General features: G+C 64.9%; 17 protein-coding genes. 5 read left to right on the top strand and 12 right to left on the bottom strand.

Going from position 1 to position 17944, the window contains the following annotated elements:
* Positions 1 to 76 precede the first annotated feature (76 nt).
* The 7 genes from purH to aroQ all read right to left on the bottom strand — a co-directional run bounded on the left by purH (position 77) and on the right by aroQ (position 6435).
* On the bottom strand, positions 77 to 1672 hold the full coding sequence (gene purH, locus BUA41_RS13530; RefSeq protein ID WP_072823865.1) for a bifunctional phosphoribosylaminoimidazolecarboxamide formyltransferase/IMP cyclohydrolase: 1596 nt from the start codon (positions 1670 to 1672) through the stop codon (positions 77 to 79).
* 65 nt (positions 1673 to 1737) lie between these two features.
* Positions 1738 to 2028: a DNA-binding transcriptional regulator Fis gene (gene fis / locus BUA41_RS13525; RefSeq protein WP_072823757.1), complete on the bottom strand. Its 291-nt coding sequence runs from the start codon at positions 2026 to 2028 to the stop codon at positions 1738 to 1740.
* A complete protein-coding gene (dusB, locus tag BUA41_RS13520) occupies positions 2025 to 3047 on the bottom strand; it encodes a tRNA dihydrouridine synthase DusB (RefSeq protein WP_072823756.1) in 1023 nt (340 codons plus the stop codon). The genes fis and dusB overlap by 4 nt, the downstream gene beginning before the upstream one ends.
* Positions 3048 to 3121: 74 nt before the next feature.
* Positions 3122 to 4033 (bottom strand): 50S ribosomal protein L11 methyltransferase, encoded by a 912-nt coding sequence (prmA, locus tag BUA41_RS13515; RefSeq protein WP_072823755.1) that lies wholly within the window; start codon positions 4031 to 4033, stop codon positions 3122 to 3124.
* An 86-nt stretch (positions 4034 to 4119) separates the two neighbouring features.
* Positions 4120 to 5463, bottom strand: coding sequence for an acetyl-CoA carboxylase biotin carboxylase subunit (gene accC, locus BUA41_RS13510; RefSeq protein WP_072823753.1), 1344 nt, complete (start codon positions 5461 to 5463; stop codon positions 4120 to 4122).
* Positions 5464 to 5478: 15 nt separating this feature from the next.
* Entirely contained in the window at positions 5479 to 5949 is a 471-nt protein-coding gene (accB, locus tag BUA41_RS13505; RefSeq protein ID WP_072823752.1) for an acetyl-CoA carboxylase biotin carboxyl carrier protein, read from the bottom strand.
* Between the two features lie 36 nt (positions 5950 to 5985).
* Positions 5986 to 6435: a type II 3-dehydroquinate dehydratase gene (gene aroQ / locus BUA41_RS13500; protein ID WP_072823751.1), complete on the bottom strand. Its 450-nt coding sequence runs from the start codon at positions 6433 to 6435 to the stop codon at positions 5986 to 5988.
* A 280-nt stretch (positions 6436 to 6715) separates the two neighbouring features.
* Here aroQ and BUA41_RS13495 point away from each other — a divergent pair, with 280 nt between their 5' ends.
* On the top strand, positions 6716 to 8056 hold the full coding sequence (locus BUA41_RS13495; RefSeq protein ID WP_072823750.1) for a DUF2333 family protein: 1341 nt from the start codon (positions 6716 to 6718) through the stop codon (positions 8054 to 8056).
* Between the two features lie 75 nt (positions 8057 to 8131).
* On the opposite strand, the gene ppa is transcribed toward BUA41_RS13495, so the two are convergent.
* The gene (ppa, locus tag BUA41_RS13490) at positions 8132 to 8662 is read right to left on the bottom strand and encodes an inorganic diphosphatase (RefSeq protein ID WP_072823749.1); all 531 of its coding nucleotides are present in this window, start codon (positions 8660 to 8662) and stop codon (positions 8132 to 8134) included.
* A 143-nt stretch (positions 8663 to 8805) separates the two neighbouring features.
* Here ppa and BUA41_RS13485 point away from each other — a divergent pair, with 143 nt between their 5' ends.
* Positions 8806 to 10566, top strand: coding sequence for a protein kinase domain-containing protein (locus tag BUA41_RS13485; RefSeq protein WP_371829246.1), 1761 nt, complete (start codon positions 8806 to 8808; stop codon positions 10564 to 10566).
* Between the two features lie 55 nt (positions 10567 to 10621).
* On the opposite strand, the gene BUA41_RS13480 is transcribed toward BUA41_RS13485, so the two are convergent.
* On the bottom strand, positions 10622 to 11878 hold the full coding sequence (locus BUA41_RS13480) for a 6-phosphofructokinase (protein WP_072823745.1): 1257 nt from the start codon (positions 11876 to 11878) through the stop codon (positions 10622 to 10624).
* A 232-nt stretch (positions 11879 to 12110) separates the two neighbouring features.
* On the opposite strand from BUA41_RS13480, the gene mpl reads away from it, so the two are divergent.
* The 3 genes from mpl to BUA41_RS13465 are packed head-to-tail and all read left to right on the top strand — an operon-like array spanning position 12111 to position 14723.
* A complete protein-coding gene (gene mpl / locus BUA41_RS13475) occupies positions 12111 to 13478 on the top strand; it encodes a UDP-N-acetylmuramate:L-alanyl-gamma-D-glutamyl-meso-diaminopimelate ligase (protein ID WP_072823743.1) in 1368 nt (455 codons plus the stop codon).
* Entirely contained in the window at positions 13471 to 14094 is a 624-nt protein-coding gene (locus BUA41_RS13470) for a flavin prenyltransferase UbiX (protein ID WP_072823741.1), read from the top strand. Before mpl ends, BUA41_RS13470 begins: the two co-directional genes overlap by 8 nt.
* Positions 14095 to 14099: 5 nt before the next feature.
* Positions 14100 to 14723, top strand: a complete 624-nt coding sequence (locus BUA41_RS13465; protein WP_175546978.1) for a LysE family translocator — start codon at positions 14100 to 14102, stop codon at positions 14721 to 14723.
* A gap of 9 nt (positions 14724 to 14732) precedes the next feature.
* Here BUA41_RS13465 and BUA41_RS13460 read toward each other — a convergent pair whose 3' ends face one another.
* The 3 genes from BUA41_RS13460 to BUA41_RS13450 are packed head-to-tail and all read right to left on the bottom strand — an operon-like array spanning position 14733 to position 17943.
* Positions 14733 to 16139, bottom strand: a complete 1407-nt coding sequence (locus BUA41_RS13460; protein WP_072823739.1) for a bifunctional DedA family/phosphatase PAP2 family protein — start codon at positions 16137 to 16139, stop codon at positions 14733 to 14735.
* The gene (locus BUA41_RS13455) at positions 16136 to 17083 is read right to left on the bottom strand and encodes a diguanylate cyclase domain-containing protein (RefSeq protein WP_084671582.1); all 948 of its coding nucleotides are present in this window, start codon (positions 17081 to 17083) and stop codon (positions 16136 to 16138) included. The genes BUA41_RS13460 and BUA41_RS13455 overlap by 4 nt, the downstream gene beginning before the upstream one ends.
* On the bottom strand, positions 17083 to 17943 hold the full coding sequence (locus tag BUA41_RS13450; RefSeq protein WP_072823737.1) for a hypothetical protein: 861 nt from the start codon (positions 17941 to 17943) through the stop codon (positions 17083 to 17085). The genes BUA41_RS13455 and BUA41_RS13450 overlap by 1 nt, the downstream gene beginning before the upstream one ends.
* Between the last annotated feature and the right edge of the window lies 1 nt (position 17944).

The following is a 17944-nucleotide window of genomic DNA, read 5'->3' as shown; positions in this document are numbered from 1 at the left end:
TTCAGGCTAAATCCGCATGAAACGTCGAAGAGCCTCAATTTTCAAGCCGCATGATCGAGATCAGCATGTTCAAACTCTAGTGTTTGAAGTGGCGCATCCCGGTGAACACCATGGCGATGCCGGCTTCGTTGGCGGCATCGATCACTTCCTGATCGCGCATCGAGCCGCCAGGCTGGATCACCGCGGTGATGCCGGCCGCCGCCGCCGCATCGATGCCGTCGCGAAACGGGAAGAAGGCATCCGAGGCCATCACCGAACCAGGCACCTCGAGCCCTTCGTCGGCGGCCTTGATGCCGGCGATGCGCGCCGAGTAGACGCGGCTCATCTGGCCGGCGCCGACACCGATGGTCTGGCCGTGCCTGGCGTAGACGATGGCGTTGGACTTGACGTACTTGGCGACCTTCCAGGCGAAGGCCAGGTCGCGCAGTTCCTGCTCGGAAGGGGCACGCTCGGTGGCCACCTTGAGTTCGTCGCGCCCCACCATGCCCAGATCACGATCCTGGACCAGCAGCCCGCCGGTGACCCGCTTGAAATCATGGGCATGCTCCCGCTCGCCGGGCCAGTGGTCCCCGGCATCCAGCAGTCGTACGTTGGCCTTCTCGGCGACGATGGCGGCGGCCTCATCGCTGATGCCCGGGGCGATGATCACCTCGACGAACTGCCGGTCGATGATGGCGCGGGCGGTATCGGCGTCGAGAGGAACGTTGAAGGCGATGATGCCGCCGAAGGCGCTGGTGGGGTCGGTGGCGAAGGCCTTCTCGTAGGCCGCCAGCGGGCTCTCGCCGAGCGCCACGCCGCAGGGGTTGGCGTGCTTGACGATCACGCAGGCGGTGTCGACGAAGGCCTTGACGCATTCGAAAGCCGCATCGGTATCGGCGACATTGTTGAACGACAACGCCTTGCCCTGGCGCTGCCGGGCGGTGGCGACACTCGCCTCGGTAGCATCCGCCTCGACATAAAAGGCTGCCTGCTGGTGCGGATTCTCGCCATAGCGCATCGACTGTTTCTTGTGGAACTGCAGGTTGTAGGTGCGCGGAAAGAGGGTGTCGCCGTCCTGGTCGATGCCACCGAGATAATTGGCGATGGCCCCGTCGTAGCCGGCGGTATGCTCGAAGGCCTTGACCGCCAGATCGAAGCGAGTGGCATCGCTGACCGCGCCGTCGTGAGTGCTCAATTCATCCAGCACTCGGGAATAGTCCTGGCTTTCGACCACGACCGTCGTGAAGGCATGATTCTTGGCGCAGGCGCGCAGCATGGCCGGGCCGCCGATGTCGATGTTCTCGATGGCCTCCTCGAGGGTGCAATCGGGCCTGGCAACGGTGGCGGCGAAGGGATAGAGATTGACTGCCACCAGGTCGATGGGCGCGATGCCGTGTTCGGCCATCGCCTCGTCGTCCTGGCCACGACGGCCGAGAATGCCGCCGTGAATGGTGGGGTGCAGCGTCTTGACGCGTCCCGCCATGATTTCGGGGAAGCCGGTGTGCTCGGAGACCTCGGTGACGTCAATCCCCTGTTCCCTGAGCAGGCGGAAGGTGCCGCCGGTGGAGAGCAGTTCGATGCCCCGCGCCGCCAGCTCGCGCGCGAAGTCGACGATGCCTGTCTTGTCGGAGACGCTGATCAGTGCCCGGCGCACCGGGGGCAGGGAAGGCTGGGAAGAGGAAGAAGCGGCCATGATAGTCCAATGCGGCGGTTTGAACGGAACGGGAGCCATAGCGGGCTCCCTCTCGGAGAACTGGTTCAGATCAGATCGTAATGCTTGAGCTTCTTGCGCAAGGTACCTCGATTCATGCCCAGCATGTCGGCAGCCCGGGTCTGGTTGCCCTCGGTGTAGGCCAGCACGGCACTGAGCAGCGGCACCTCGACCTCGGTCATGACCATGGCATAGAGATCGCTGACCGATCCGCCGTCGAGATGGTCGAAATAGCGATGCAGGGCCTCGTCCACGGCCTCGCGCAAGGTTTGCCCACGGCTGGACGACGAGGCCGAATCATCCATTGCCTGAGTGGTTGAGAAGGCTGTGCCGGTCATGCTGCGCTGATCCTCCCCGTGGCCGGCGAATGGGCCGGGCGAAACAGTTCATCAACGAAACGGTGCTGCGCGGTCTGAGTCTCCAGAGCATTGAAGCGTGCCCGGAGAGCCTTGGCGTCTGCAAGTGTGCTCAGATACCAGCCAATGTGCTTACGTGCGATACGCACACCCATGTAGTCACCATAGAAAGCATGCAGTTTAGTGAGGTGCTGGCGAATCACGTGACGGCGCTCCTCCGCGCTGGGTGCACGAAGATGCTCGCCGGTGCGCAGGTAATGGTCGATCTGGCGAAAAATCCAGGGGTTGCCTTGAGCCCCTCGGCCGATCATTACCGCATCCGCACCAGTATAGTTCAGGACCTGGGCGGCTTTCTCCGGTGATGTAATATCGCCATTGGCGAATACGGGAATGCCCACCGAGGCCTTGATGGCAGCGATAGTGTCATATTCTGCCTCACCCGAGTAGCGTTGCTCGCGAGTGCGGCCATGTACCGCAAGGGCCTGTATGCCCTTCTCCTCGGCGAGGCGCGCGATGCGTTGCCCATTGACGCTGGCGCTGCACCAGCCGGTGCGGATCTTCAGCGTGACCGGCACGTCCACGGCGCTCACCACCGCCTCGAGGATGTCGGCGACCAGGCCTTCATCCCGCAGCAGCGCCGAGCCCGCCGCCTTGTTGCACACCTTCTTGGCCGGGCAGCCCATGTTGATGTCGATGATCTGGGCACCTTGCGCGGCATTGAGTCGCGCCGCTTCGGCCAGCATCAGCGGGTCGCCGCCCGCGATCTGCACGGACCGAGGCCCCGGCTCGCCGGCATGATCGAGTCGCGAGCGTGACTTGCGCGTATGCCACAGGCGCGAGTCGGCGGTGACCATTTCCGAGACCACCAACCCGGCGCCCTGGGCGCGACACAATTGTCGGAAGGGGCGGTCGGTGACGCCGGCCATGGGGGCCAGGATCACCCGGTTGGGCAGGCGGTAAGGGCCGATCGCGAGTGGTTCGACGCTTGCAGTAGCGGGCATCGTGATACGGAATCTCGGTCTCGAAGGGCCCGCCATGATAACGGCCGTCGCGCCTAGATTGAAGGCCATCGTGCTCAGTCGATGCGATACCCGCTCAGACAGATCCAGCCATCACGCTCGAGGGGGGCGTCCATCTGCAGTCCCTGGGCGAGATAGGCCTCGAGCACCGCCTCGGCCTGATGGGCGAGAATGCCGGACAGCGCCAGATGTCCTCCGGGCGCCACCTGGCCGGCGATGGTCGGGGCCAGTTCGACCAGGGGGCCAGCGAGTATGTTGGCCAGTACCACCTCCTGGCGGGAAGCAGGCAACTGTTCCGGCAGGCACAGCGTGAGATCCTCATCCGCGATGGCATTGCGCCGGGCATTGTCTCGACTGGCGATGAGCGCCTGGGGATCGATGTCGGTTCCCAGGCCCTTCGCGGCGCCCAGCTTGAGCGCGGCAATGGCAAGGATGCCGGAGCCGCAGCCGAAATCCAGTACGCTTGTGCCCTTCAATTTGCCTCGTTCGGCCAGATCGTCGAGCCATTCCAGGCACAGGGCCGTGGTCGGATGGGTGCCGGTGCCGAAGGCCAGACCGGGGTCGAGCAGCAGGTTCACCGCCTCGGGGTCCGGGGCCTCATGCCAGCTCGGCACGATCCACAGCCGCTTGCCCATCCGCAAGGGCGAAAAGCCGTCCATCCACTCGCGTTCCCAATCCCGGTCGGCGAGCAATTCATAGTCGATCTCGGGACAGGGGTCGTCGGGTGTGGCCAGGGCCCAGGCCTGGCGTACCCGTTCGAGCATGGCCTCGATGTCGTTCAGATCATCGTAGAGGCCGGTCAGCACGGTTTCCTGCCATAGCGGCGTGGTGCCGATGTCCGGTTCGAACACCGGGTCGTCCTGAGCGTCCTGGAGGGTGATGGCCGAGGCGCCTTCGGCGGTCAGCAGTTCCTCGAGGAGTTCGGCCTGTTCTGGGGCGACACGCGCCTTGAGCTGTAACCAGGGCATGAGAGGGTCCGGTTGCCTGGAACGAAAAAGGGTGGCATGGGCCACCCGCAAAGTGTAGTACCGCACGCTTTCCCGAGGGGGCTCGTTCAGCTGCCGAGTTTCTTCTCGAGATAGTGGATGTTCACGCCCCCCTGCTGGAAATGGGTATCGCGCACCAGGTCCTTCTGCAGGTCGATATTGGTGCGAATGCCCTCCACCAGCAGCTCATCCAGTCCGTTGCGCATGCGGGTCAGTGCGATATCGCGGTCCTCGCCCCAGGTGATCAGCTTGCCGATCAGGGAGTCGTAGTGAGGCGGCACCGAATAGCCGGTGTAGAGGTGAGAGTCCATGCGCACGCCGAGCCCTCCTGGGGCATGATAGAGCGTCACCTTGCCGGGCGAGGGCATGAAGGTGCGCGAATCCTCGGCGTTGATGCGGCACTCGAAGGCATGACCATGCAGTACGACATCTTCCTGTCTGATCGTCAGTGGCAGGCCCGAGGCGATGCGCAGCTGCTCCTTGACGATGTCGACGCCGGTGACCATCTCGGTGACCGGATGCTCGACCTGAACCCGGGTGTTCATCTCGATGAAGAAGTATTCGCCGTTCTCGTAGAGGAATTCGAAGGTGCCGGCGCCACGGTAGCCGATCTCGTTGCAGGCATCGGTGCAGGCCTTGAGCACCCTGGCCCGAGCCTCGGGATCGACCTGCGGAGCCGGTGCCTCTTCGATCACCTTCTGGTGGCGGCGTTGCAGCGAGCAGTCGCGGTCATAGAGATGAATGGCATTGCCCTGGCCATCGGCGAGTACCTGCACCTCGACGTGGCGCGGCTGCTCGAGGAACTTCTCCATGTACAGCGTGCCGTCGCCGAAGGCGGCGTTGGCCTCGTTGCGCGTCACGCTGACCGAGGAGAGCAGATGCGCTTCGGTGTGCACCACGCGCATGCCTCGCCCACCGCCGCCTGCCGCGGCCTTGATGATCACCGGGTAGCCGATGCGCTTGGCGGTGGCGAGTATGGCGTCGTCGTCATCCTCGGGCAGCGGTCCGTCGGACCCGGGCACGGTGGGGACTCCGGCGGCCTTCATGGCAGCGATGGCGCTGACCTTGTCGCCCATCAGGCGGATGGTCTCGGCACGGGGGCCGATGAACACGAAGCCCGAGCGCTCGACCTGCTCGGCGAAGTTGGCGTTCTCGGAAAGGAAGCCGTAACCGGGGTGAATGGCGCTTGCATCGGTCACTTCGGCGGCACTGATCAGCGCCGGGATGTTGAGATAGGATTGGGCCGAGGGGGGCGGGCCGATGCACACCGCTTCGTCCGCCAGGCGCACGTGCATCAATTCCCGGTCGGCCTTGGAGTGGACGGCGACGGTGCGAATGCCCAGTTCCTTGCAGGCGCGCAGAATGCGCAGGGCGATCTCGCCGCGATTGGCGATGAGTACCTTATCCAGCATGGTATTTTCCATTGGTCAGGAGATGATTAGCATCGGTTGGTCGAATTCGACCGGTTCACCGTCCTCCACCAGGATGGCTTCGATGACGCCGTCCTGATCGGCATCGATCTGGTTCATCATCTTCATGGCTTCCACGATGCAGACGGGCTCACCCTTCTTGACGCGCTGTCCCTTCTCGACGAAAGGCTTGGCACCGGGCGCCGGCGAGCGATAGAAGGTGCCAACCATCGGCGAGGTCACGGCATGTCCGGCCGGTTGTGCCGGGGCATGGGGCTCGCCCATCTCGTCATTGGGTGCGGCGGCGGGGGCCGGTGTCTGTGTCTGGGGCACGCTCGGCGCTCCCCAGGCGGGCATCGGCATGGACTGGCTGTGTCCATAGCTGTGGCGCGTGATGCGCACCGATTCTTCACCTTCCTGTATTTCGATTTCGCTGATGTCGGATTCTTCGAGCAGCTCGATGAGCTTCTTGACCTTGCGGATATCCATAGATGATGTCTCTTGCGATGAATGAGAGATAATGCGTCAGGAAACAGGCGCGGCCAGGCGGAGCAGCGCGGCGTTGAGGGCGAGCTCGTAGCTGTCGGCCCCGAAGCCGCAAATGACGCCCTCGGCCACGTCGGAGAAATAGGAGTGGGCGCGGAACGGCTCGCGGGCATGCACGTTGGAGAGGTGCAATTCGATGAACGGTATGGCGACACCGGTCAGTGCATCGCGCAGCGCGACGCTGGTATGGGTGAAGGCGGCCGGGTTGATCAGGATGAAATCGGTGCCATCGACCCGGGCGCCATGCACGCGTTCCACCAGTTCGTGCTCGGCGTTGGACTGCAGCCAGTCGATCTGGTGGCCGTGCTCGAGGGCGCGGGTCGTCAGGCGCAGGCGAATGTCGTCGAGGGTCACGCTGCCATACACCTCGGGTTCGCGAGTGCCCAGCAAGTTCAGATTGGGGCCGTTGAGTACCAGAATTCGGGCCATAAGGGTCCTTGGAGCGGCGCTGTTAACCTGTTCGATATTCATCAAGATGCCAGCAGGATTCTGCAAGTTGACGCCCGTGGACGCCAAATGAGCCGACGTTGGCGGAGTGTGACGAAAAAGAAACCGCTTGTCCAGCCATCGGGCCGTCATGGTCGAACGCTGTTCGGGGCAAGGTCTGGGGGCGTCGCGTTGAGGGGGCCACCGCGCCGGAAGGGGCGTGATAGGATAATCTTCATAAAGCCAAGGACTCTTTCAACCTCGCTCTAAGGACGTCGTGGATATGGCAATCTTTCGCAAGCGCAAGCGCCGCACCGATGTGCTCGAACGCCCCGATTATGGCTGGATATGGAAGCCGCTGCTGTTCTTGATAGGACTCTATCTGCTGGTCTGCATCGGGCTCGGCATCTGGTGGAGCCAGCGGCCGGACGCCTTCGCCGTCGATCGGGCCGTGGCGGAACGACGTGGCGCCGCCGCGACCACGCCTGCGGCCCGGGGAGCGGTCACCATCGCCACGCTCTCGACGACGGTCGATACGCTGCTCGACAAGCCCGGGGGCTATCTGCGCAACGATGTGACACCGCCCGGCGTCTGGCTCGACAACATGCCCAGCTGGGAATATGGCGTGTTGAATCAGGCGCGTCTGCTCGCCCAGGCGTTGCCGGCGATGAGCGCCGGAGAGACGGCCTTGTTCGGTGAAGCGGAAGAGGCGCTCGACAGCAACAGTCGCGATTGGCTCTATCCGTCCGCGGAAAAGCGCTATGCGCGAGCGGTCGAGGCACTGGATGGCTTCCTGGCGACGCTTTCCGCCGAGAGCGTGACCGGTTTCGTCAACGATGGCGATGCCCTGGCTCAATGGCTGCAAAAGGTGGACCGGCGGCTCGGCCACCTGATCCAGCGCCTCTCGGCCAGCATCGATGATCCCGAGGCGCTGCGCGAGCTGGGTGTCGATGAGACCGAACTGCCGGAAGCCACGCCCTGGTATCGCATCGACAATACCTTCTTCGAGGCCCGGGGCGATGCCTGGGCGTTGATGCACTTCCTGAGGGCCGTCGAGCGCGACTATGCCGATCTGCTTGCCAAGGCCGGGGCCTCGGGCAACATGGCGCGCCTGCTGGCGGAGCTGGAAATGGCCCAGCGGCGTCTTTGGAGCCCCTTGGTGCTCAATGGCTCGGGGTTCGGGATTTTTGCCAACCATTCGCTGCTGCTGGCGAACTACATCATGAGTGCCCGGGATCAGGTTCGCGCCTTGGCTGCAGGCGTGGAAGGGGTCGAGGTCGATCCGGCAACGGCCGTCGAGGACGAGGCCGAGACGCCGGCAAGCCCCGAAGAGCAGGGTGCCTCCTCGCCTGAGGCCCGCGACGCGTCATCCGAAACGGCCGCGGAGGACCCCGGCGCACCGACTGATGGCGAGCAAGGCGATCAGGCCTCCGGACAGGCCGCCGGTGAACCGGCGCCAGCAAATGACGAACCTGGCGATCAGGCGCCCGAGAAGGTGGGCGATGAGGCAACCGATTCCGGGGCGGACGAGGCAGAGGGTGAGGGTGTCACCCCGCCCGAGCCGGCCGAGGCTGCACCGGAATCGCCAGTGGCGCCACCGGTATCGGAAGAGGAATCGCAATAATCACGACAGCCAGACAAGCACAAGGGGCCGCTGGATAGCGGCCCCTTGTGCATCGTCGGGATGGTGATGCGAGGATTACTGCTTGCCGTAGGCGGCGACGGCCTTCTCGATCGCGTCCCGGGCGGCGTCGACGCCATCCCAGGATTCCACCTTGACCCACTTGCCCTTGTCGAGGTCCTTGTAGTTCTCGAAGAAGTGGGCGATCTGCTGGCGCAGCAGTTCGGGCAGATCGGTGACCTCCTTCACCTCGTCATAGACCGGCGCCAGCTTGCTGTGGGGAACGCAGATCAACTTGGCGTCCTCGCCGGCTTCGTCGGTCATGTTGAGGATGCCCACCGGGCGGGCGCGGATCACGCTGCCGGCCTGGATCGGGTAGGGCGTGACGACCAGCGCATCGAGAGGGTCGCCGTCGTCGGCCAGTGTATCGGGAATGAAGCCGTAGTTGGCCGGGTAGAACATGGGCGTGGTCATGAAGCGATCGACCACCAGGGCATCCATTTCCTTGTCGATCTCGTACTTGATCGGCGCATGGTTGGCAGGAATTTCGATCACGACATAGACGTCGTTGGGGAGATCCTTGCCTGCGGGAATCTTGCTGAAGCTCATGGTCGAGTCCTTGAGGTTGGCTGCAAAAAATTCGCTGAATTATACGAACTGCCTTGGGGGATTACCAATCCGAACGGCTTGCGAGTGCGCTCCCGCGACCCCTCCATTGGTCGACGAATCGCGCCGGCTCGCGACAGTGTATCATGGCGCCGCAACGCTACCCGACGAGGAGAGATCTCTTGGCGAAGCAAGCCTTGTCCTTGAGCTACGGTCAAGCCTTCGTGGCGCCGGAGCGTGGCCACCATCGCAGCTCGATGTCGGTGCGCCTGCCCGAGGACGACACCCTGGACACCAAGGGCGCCTGTGCGTTGATCAGCGATTCCACCTGGCGCAACGCTATCGCCAAGCAGGCCGGCGACCTGACCGTGCGAGGCTTCCTGGCCGACTATTATTCGACGCCGGTGCACTGGGACATCAAGACCTCGGCGATGCGTGTGCTGCTGGCCCTGAACAGCTGGAGCCACAGCCAGAGCAGCCACGTGGCCGAAGGCAGCTACGTCAGCTCCCTCTCGGCGCTGGTACTGCGCGGTCGCGAGGGGCATCTCTTCCATATGGGCGACACCCTGGTATTTCGTCTGCGGGGAGCCGAGTTCGAACAGCTCACCCGGGACCATGTCACCGATCTCGGCGGGTATCGCTACCCTTCCCGGGCACTGGGGCTGGATGGCAACCTGGACATCGATTACCTGCGCATGCCGATCAAGCAGGGCGATCTTTTCCTGTTCACGACCCAGGCGGTACGCGGCACCCTGATGCCCTCGGATTACATGCAACTGATCCGAGTCGATGTCAGCGACCTCGATGCCGCCTGCGAGCGCCTTGCCGAGGCCGCCCAGGTGCGTGCCGCGGAGCGAGGCTACGGCGCCGACCAGTTCTGTTTCCAGTTGGTGCGCATCGATCGCCTGGCCGAGGAGACGCCAGGCTTACCCGAACGCGCCTGCGAGAACCTGCCGATTCCCCCCGAACTCGAGGTTGGGGATCGTCTCGATGGTCTCGAGGTGGAGGCGGTCCTGTCGCGTACCGCGCAGACTCGGGTCTTTCGCGTGCGGGATGTGCGCAGCGGACGCGAGATGGTGCTCAAGTCGCCCAGTCCCGAGCTATCGAACCGCAACGCCTACCTCGAGCATTTCCTGCTGCAGCGATGGGTGGTCGAGCGTATTCATTCACCCTTCGTCGTCAAGGCCGTGCAGCGGACGCGTCCGAGCCGCTATCTCTATTACCTGATGGCTTACGTGCCGGGCGAGACCTTGACCGACTGGGCGAGACGTCACCCTGGGGCCAGCCTGGGTCAGCGACTGGATATCGCCCGACAGCTGGCCAAGGGGGTGCAGGCGATGCATCGCCGCGAGGTGCTGCATCAGCAGATCCATCCCGGCAACATCCTAATCGACGCCCGGGGCCAGGTCGTCATGGCGGATTTCAGCGCCTGTCACCGGCGCGATGGCGACGGTCACAGAAGCGCACGGGAGCTGGCGCGCCAGGTCGGGCTCAACGAGCACAGCGCCCCGGAATACGCCCTGGACACGGATGTCGGCCGGCGCAGCGATCAATACGCGCTGGCCTCGACGCTCTACTGGCTGTTGACCGGAGACTTGCCCTACGCTATCGAGCCGCGTCAGCTGCGCACGCATACCGATCTGGAGAGGATGGTTTACCGCAGCGCGCGGATCGCCAACCCGGAGGTGTCGCCGACGCTTGACGACGCCCTGCGGCGGGCCCTGGACCCGCAGCGCGCGCTGCGTTTCCGGCGCCTCTCCGAATTCGTCTGCTTCCTGGGCGGCCAGCGCAAGATGGCTGCCGAATCATCCACGCCCTCTCGTGTGTTGCGAGAGCCCGTCAATCTCTGGCAGGGAATCGCCGGGATCCTGCTGCTGTTGTTGTTGCTCTCCTGGTTATGGAAGTAGAACGCAAGACGCCCCGGCGAGGGGCGTCGACTCCAGGCAAAAGGGGATCAGGCGATCAGAGCGTGAATTGGGGAAGCTTGCGCTCCACTTTCACCAGCTTCAGCTCGGCCATTCTGGGCAGGCCGTTGTCGAAGGGCGGGAAATCCTCGCCCTGAATCAACGGTGACAGGTAACGCCGGCAGGCATCGGTGATGCCGAAACCATCGTCACGGATATACTCGCGGGGCATGAACTTTTCCTGATTGGCCACCTCGGCCAGGGGAGCGGCATCGATGCGCCATTCATAGGGATCGTCGCTGATGCGCTTGATTGCCGGCATCTTGGCGTTCTGGCCCTCGAGAGCCAGCTCCACGGCCTTGCGGCCCACCGCATAGGCCTGCTCGACATCGGTCCGCGAGGCCAGATGGCGCGCGGCGCGTTGCAGGTAGTCGGCCACCGCCCAGTGATACTTGTAGCCCAGGTCCTGCTTGATCATGCCCGCCAGGGTCGGCGCCACGCCGCCGAGCTGGCGATGGCCGAAGGCGTCCGTGTTGCCGGCGTCCGCCAGGAAGGTGCCGTCCTCGTAGCGCGCCCCCTCCGACACCACGATGACGCAGTAACCATATTGCTTGACCGATGTCTCTACCCGAGCCATGACCGCGGCGCGATCGAAGGGGACTTCCGGGAAGACGATCAGATGCGGTGGCTCGCCTTCGCCGTTGCCGGCCAAGGCGCCAGCGGCGGCGATCCAGCCGGCGTGACGGCCCATCACCTCGAGAACGAACACCTTGGTGGAGGTGGCGCACATCGAGGCGATGTCCAGGGCCGCCTCCCGGGTCGAGGTGGCGATATACTTGGCCACGCTACCGAAGCCCGGCGAGTTGTCGGTGATCGGCAGGTCGTTGTCCACGGTCTTCGGCACATGAATGGCGGTCAACGGGTAGCCGAGCTTCTCCGAGAGTTGCGATACCTTGAGGCAGGTATCGGCGCTGTCGCCACCGCCGTTGTAGAAGAAATAGCCGATGTCGTGAGCCTTGAAGACCTCGATCAGTCGCTCGTACTGGGCACGGTGGCTCTCGATGTCCTTCAGCTTGTAGCGGCAGGAGCCGAAGGCCCCCCCGGGGGTGTGGCGCAGCGCGGCGATGGCCTCGTCGGACTCCTGGGAGACATCGATCAGGTCCTCGGTGAGAGCGCCGATGATGCCGTTGTGGCCGGCGTAGAGCTTGCCGATGCGATCCGACTCGCGGCAGGCCTCGACGACGCCGCAGGCGCTGGCGTTGATCACCGCCGTGACACCGCCGGATTGGGCGTAGAATGCGTTTTGCTGGGCCATTGGGGGCTTCCTTTGCTCCTGACTTTTGAACTGTGAACAGCGACAAAAACGACGTTCCATCATAGTCGAAAGCACCCGCGGCTGCATCACGGCCGGTGTATGAACCTGCTGGTGCCTGGCGAGGGAAAAGGCACCATGCTAGGCTCACGCGCTGGTCCAGCTTGCATGCTTACGCGAATTTGTCTGTTGGCTCGACGTGCCTTGTCGGGTCGTTGAAACGCCTGAGGATTCGATGCACATCCACATACTGGGTATCTGCGGCACCTTCATGGGCAGCCTGGCGCTCCTGGCCCGGGAGCTGGGCCATCAGGTCAGCGGGTCCGACGCCAACGTCTATCCTCCCATGAGTACTCAACTCGAGGCGGCGGGCATCCTGCTGCGTGACGGCTATCGCGCCGACAACCTCGAGCCACGCCCCGATCTGGTGGTGGTTGGCAACGCGCTGTCTCGCGGCAATGTCGGGGTCGAGGCCCTGCTCGATGCCAAGCTCCCCTACACCTCGGGGCCTCAATGGCTGGCCGACCATGTGCTGCCGGGGCGTCGCGTGATCGCCGTGGCGGGTACCCACGGCAAGACCACGACCGCCAGCCTACTCGCCTGGCTGCTGGAAAGCGCGGGCCAGGCCCCTGGCTTCCTGATCGGCGGGGTGCCGCGCAACTTCGGCGTCTCGGCGCGCCTGGGCGATGCCGGTGCGCCGTTCGTGGTCGAGGCCGACGAGTACGACACCGCCTTCTTCGACAAGCGTTCCAAGTTCGTGCATTACCGCCCCGACGTGGCGGTGCTCAACAACCTCGAGTTCGATCACGCGGACATCTTCGTCGATCTGGCAGCCATCGAGCGCCAGTTTCATCATCTGGTGCGCACCGTCCCCTCCTTGGGTCGGTTGTTGGTCGCCGATGGAGAACCGGCCCTGGAACGGGTGCTCGGGATGGGCTGCTGGAGTCCGGTCGAGCGTTTCGGCAGCGACGATCAAAGCGCCTGGCGCCTGGTGCTGGAGCGGGACGATGCCAGCCGCTTCCGGGTCATTCATGGTGGCGAGGATGCCGTGGTCGATTGGGCGCTCACCGGCGAGCACAATGCGCGCAACGCCTTGGCGGCCCTGGCCGCGGCGGCCACCTGCGGGGTCGATCTGCCTCGCGGCTGCGCGGCACTGGCGCGCTTCGAGACCCCGCGTCGCCGGCAGGAGGTGCGCGGCGAAATCGGCGGCATACAAGTGATCGACGACTTCGCTCATCACCCGACGGCGATCGCCGGGACCTTGAAGGGGCTGCGTGCCGCGACCCCGCGCGGACGCTTGCTGGCGGTGATCGAGCCGCGCTCCAATACCATGCGCCTGGGCACCCTGAAGGGCCGCCTGGCTGACAGTGTCCGTGATGCGGACGCGGTATGGTGGTATCAGCCGGCAGGGCTCGACTGGTCCCTGGACGACGTGCTGACGACCAGCCCGGTGCCCGCCACGCGAGCCGACGACATCGATGCGCTGGTGGCCGCGCTGGTCGCTCAGGCGCGCCGCAACGACCGTATCGTGGTGATGTCCAATGGCGGTTTCGGCGGCATCCACGACAAGCTCCTGGCCGCCCTCGGGGCCGCCCATGGCTGAGACCGCAGCAGCCTTCAAGCCGCCGATCAGCGTCGCCTTGACCGGCGCCTCCGGGGCCCAGTACGGCCTGCGCCTGATCGACTGCCTGGTGACCACAGGCCACGAGGTCTGGGTGATGATCTCCAAGGCGGCGCACATGGTCGTCGCTACCGAAACCACGGAGGCCCTGCCGGCACGCCCCGACAAGCTCGCCCAGGCCCTGATCCGGCGCAGTGGCGCCGCTCAGGGACAGATCCGCTGCTTCGCCCGGGAAGACTGGATGGCTCCGGTGGCTTCCGGCTCCGGGGCCTCCTCGGCGATGGTCATCTGCCCGTGCTCTACCGGCACCCTCTCGGCGGTCGCGACCGGGGCCAGCAACAACCTGATCGAGCGTGCCGCCGACGTCGCCCTCAAGGAGCGCCGACGATTGATCCTGGTGCCCAGGGAAACGCCGTTGTCCGCCATTCATCTCGAGCACATGCTGACGCTGGCGCGCCTCGGAGCGGTGATCCTGCCGGCAGCCCCGGGGTTCTATCACCGACCTGACAGTGTCGCCGACATGGTCGATTTCGTCGTCGCGCGCATTCTCAACCAACTGGGGATCGAGCATCGCCTGATGCCGCGCTGGGGAGAGTAGCCAACGTGGTCAACCTGTCGTTGTTGTCGGTCTTCGTTCCCACCTTCTTCATGGTGTCGCTGACGCCGGGCATGTGCATGACGCTCTCCATGGTGCTGGGCATGACCGTGGGCGTGAGGCGCGCGCTGTGGATGATGGTCGGCGAACTGGCCGGCGTGGGGCTGGTGGCGGTGGCGGCGGGTGCCGGGGTGGCGGCGCTGATGCTGCGCCAGCCGATGCTGTTCGCGGTGTTCAAGGGGCTGGGGGGTGCCTACCTGGTCTACCTGGGTTTCATGATGTGGCGCTCCCGGGGACGCATGGCGATTCCTCTCGAGTCCCGGGAAACGGCAGACGTCTCGCGGCTCCACTTGCTTGCCCAGGGCTTCGTCACGGCCATCGCCAATCCCAAGGGCTGGGCGTTCTTCATCGCGCTCTTGCCGCCTTTCCTCGATGCGTCCCTGCCCCTGGCGCCGCAACTGGCGGTACTGGTGGCGATGATCCTGGCGATCGAGCTGACCTGCCTGCTGCTTTATGCCGGCGGCGGGCGTGGCGCCAGTCGCCTGCTGGCACAGGGGGGCAACGTGCGCCTGCTCAATCGTATCGCCGGCACGCTGATGATCGGGGTGGGAATCTGGTTGGCCCTGGGGTGACCCTCGAGGTCACACCGGCGGCAGCCAGAGGATGCGGGCCGCGAGCAGTGCCAGCATGCTCAGGCTCAGCGTGATCCAGGGCGGTTTCTGCAGCGTGCGGATGGCAAAGCGATGGTAGCTGACGCGCACCAGGGCACAGGCAACCAGACCCAGCAGGGCCCCGCCTATCAGATCGCTCAGCCAGTGAACACCGATGACCAGGCGCGACAGCGCCATGGGCACACAGATGAGGATGGCTGCCCAGTAGGCCAGCGCTCGATGCCGAGAGGGCAAGGTTTCGGCCACGAATGCTGCCGCCAGGCCATACAGCACCACCGCCGTGGAGGTATGGGCGCTGGGATAGGAGAAGGAGCCGACCAGATAGTCCGGGGTCTCCGGGCGGACACGTCCCGCCAAGTGCTTGAACAGGGTATTGCCGAGGGCGATACCGCCAAGCCCGCCCAGCAAGTGCAGCAGCACGGCGTGCTGGTGACGGAAGAGCAACCATAGCGCCCAGGGCAGCACCAGGGCGATGACCCCCAGGGTATCGCCGGCCTCGGCCATCCAGGCAGCGATCTGGATCAGCATCGGGCCGGCTAGCGCATCGACGAGGCTCTGCAGATGCTGGTCCATCGGCAGCGGACCGTCCTGCTCGAGTACCCACAACGTCCAGCCGCTCAATGCCGGCAGGCTGACGAACAGCAGCGTCAGGGAAGCCAGTGGAAACTCGCCGCTGGGCCGCGAGGAGCGCAGGGCGTGCCATAGCCAGCGCCACCAGGGGCGCCCCAGGGCCAAATAGGCCAGGCCTCGATAGAGACGCCCTTCCCGAGCCAGCTGGTGGCGAAGCAGCGAGAACATCAGGGCGAGAGCGAGGATCGCCAGGGCCAGCAGGATCAGCCAGCCTTCGCTGCCGGGAGGCATGACGAGCAACTGTTGCCAGGTTTTGCCGAGCAGGTAACCGGGCAGGAGGTAGGCGGGTGCCCAGAGCAGGGCCGATCCCAGGTTGGACCACAGGAAGTGGCTGCGGGGCATCCGCATCATGCCTGCGATCATCGGCACGACGGGGCGTACCGGGCCGACGAAGCGTCCGACCAGTACCGACAGCACGCCGTAGCGCTTGAAGAAGCGCGCGCCGCGGGCCAGCCACTCCGGATGCTGACGGAACGGCCACAAAGAAGGAATCCGCTGACGCTGGGTATGGCCGAGCATGAAGCTCAGGCCATCACCGATCACGGCGCCCAGGAAGGCGCAGGTCAGCACCAGGAAGACCGGTACGTCGTAATGTCCCGCCAGGGAGGCGGCCGCCGTGAGCAGCACCACTCCGGGGACGATCAGGCCGATCAGTGCCAGCGACTCCACCAGCGAGATCGCCGCGATGAACAGCAGCAGCCATTCGGGCGAGGGCGTGAGGGTTTGAAGCCACTGCGTCGCGTTCAAGAAGCCGGCTCCATCAGCTTGAGACCGGTCGCCAGCAGGCGCTGCTCGAAGTGCACGGCATCCTCGCCGGGATGCAGGTAGCACGCGCGGATGCGCGGCTGAATGGCGCCGGTCTCGGCAAAGACCTCACGGCTCAGCGCGCTCAGCAGGCGCTCCCGGACGATCAGTGCGCCAGCCTCGCCGGTGTCGGGAAGCAGCAACCAGAACAGCGTGGTCTGGTGGCGTCCGAGTGGGTCGTGGTAACGACAGCAACTGCGCACCGTGCGACACAGACGCTCCAGAAGCGTGTGGAGCAGGGCCGTGCCGAATTGCTCGTCGGCCATCTCCAGCTGCGGCAGGTGAATGATCAGAGTCGCCAAGGGCCGCTTCATGACCCTGGCACGTTCGACCTCGGCCTTCAGGCGCTCCAGAAGGGCGTGGCGAGACAGGGCATCGCACTGCCCATCGCGGCTCTCCGTGGTGCTCGACAGCATCTCGCGGCGCTGGCGTAGCCACTGCGGAATCGCCGCCACACTCATCAAGGCCAGATAATAGAGGGCGGTATCGAGGAGGGAGAGGTCGTTGTTCGCCAGCGTGAGCCAGACCGGGGTCATCGTCAGGTTGAGCAGCAAAGCCGAACCCAGCGGGAGCAGCAGCAACGTCAGGGTCGGCGGCAACCCCAGCCAGAAAATCGTCTCGTCACCCAGGGCGGGTAGCTCGATCGCCACCAGCAGGTAGCAACTGATCAAGGCCAGGTAGGCGCAAAGATGGCGGTAATCCTTGTTGATCGAACGCAGGAACAGGGCGCCTGCCAGCAAGAGCGAGAGCAAAGTCGGGAGCAATATGCGGCCATAGGAACCCATCAGGTAGTTCCAGAGGGCATAGCCCGCCAGCAACAGGACGCCAGAGGCATAGGCGGCCATGGCCAGCCGCGAGGGCCAGGAGTTCATCTCGACTCGGGGCATCAGACCTCCCTTCCCTGCACGGCCACGACCTGTTCCTGCTGGGCGAGCGCCTTGAGCTGCGCGTCCAGGCACAAGGAGGGCGCCAGGCCGATGAAGCGGGCCTGGAAGGGCTCCGGCAGCGTGTCGAGCAGAGGGGCGCGTCGCTGAACGGCAGTCTCCTCATTCCGGCTGATCAGCAATGCCGCAAGCGTCTTGTTGTCGATCTGGAAACAGGTTTCGTAATGACAGGTACGGGCCATGAGAGCGTCGAGCATGGCTTGCTGATGGCGGGAAGGGCAACGCAGCAGCAGCAGTTCGCCGTGGCTGCCCTCCCGTGTGCAGCGCGTGGTTTCCAGCAGCATGTCCTGGGCCAGCTGACGCCGGGAATGAAGGGGCCGCTGGGCCAGCAGGCGCGTACGCAGGGCCAGCCCCTGTCGCAGGGGCAGCTCTTCCAAGCCGCGGGCGACGCCCAGCAGCATCAGGGCCGCCAGCAACCCGCCCATGAGCAGCCCCTGTTCGGTACCGACGAAAGGGTAGACCTGCCACCAGCAGAGGGCGGCCAGGAGGCCATGCAGCAACCATAGCCAAGGCGCCTGGGGCAGCACCAGCACGGCTGCCCAGGCCCATAGCCACAAGCCATGGCGCTGCGGGTCCAGCCACAGCAGCAGGGCCAAGGGGAGGCCAAGCAACAGCGGGGCCAGCGTGCCGGGCAGCGCCGGCAGCCGACGCTGCTCCAGAGCAACGGCCCCGAGGCCCAGGCCACCGAGACTCAGCACGAGACGTGACAGGGCGCCTTGAGGCGTCGTCGCCAGTATCAGCAGCATGGCTGCGGCGAACAGCAGGGTGAGGCGATAGTGCCTCTCTTTGAACTTACGCTCCATG

Source organism: Modicisalibacter ilicicola DSM 19980 (assembly GCF_900128925.1).
GTDB lineage: Bacteria > Pseudomonadota > Gammaproteobacteria > Pseudomonadales > Halomonadaceae > Modicisalibacter > Modicisalibacter ilicicola.
Note: the sequence above shows the minus strand (reverse complement) of the source record. Positions and strands in the feature narration are given on the sequence as shown.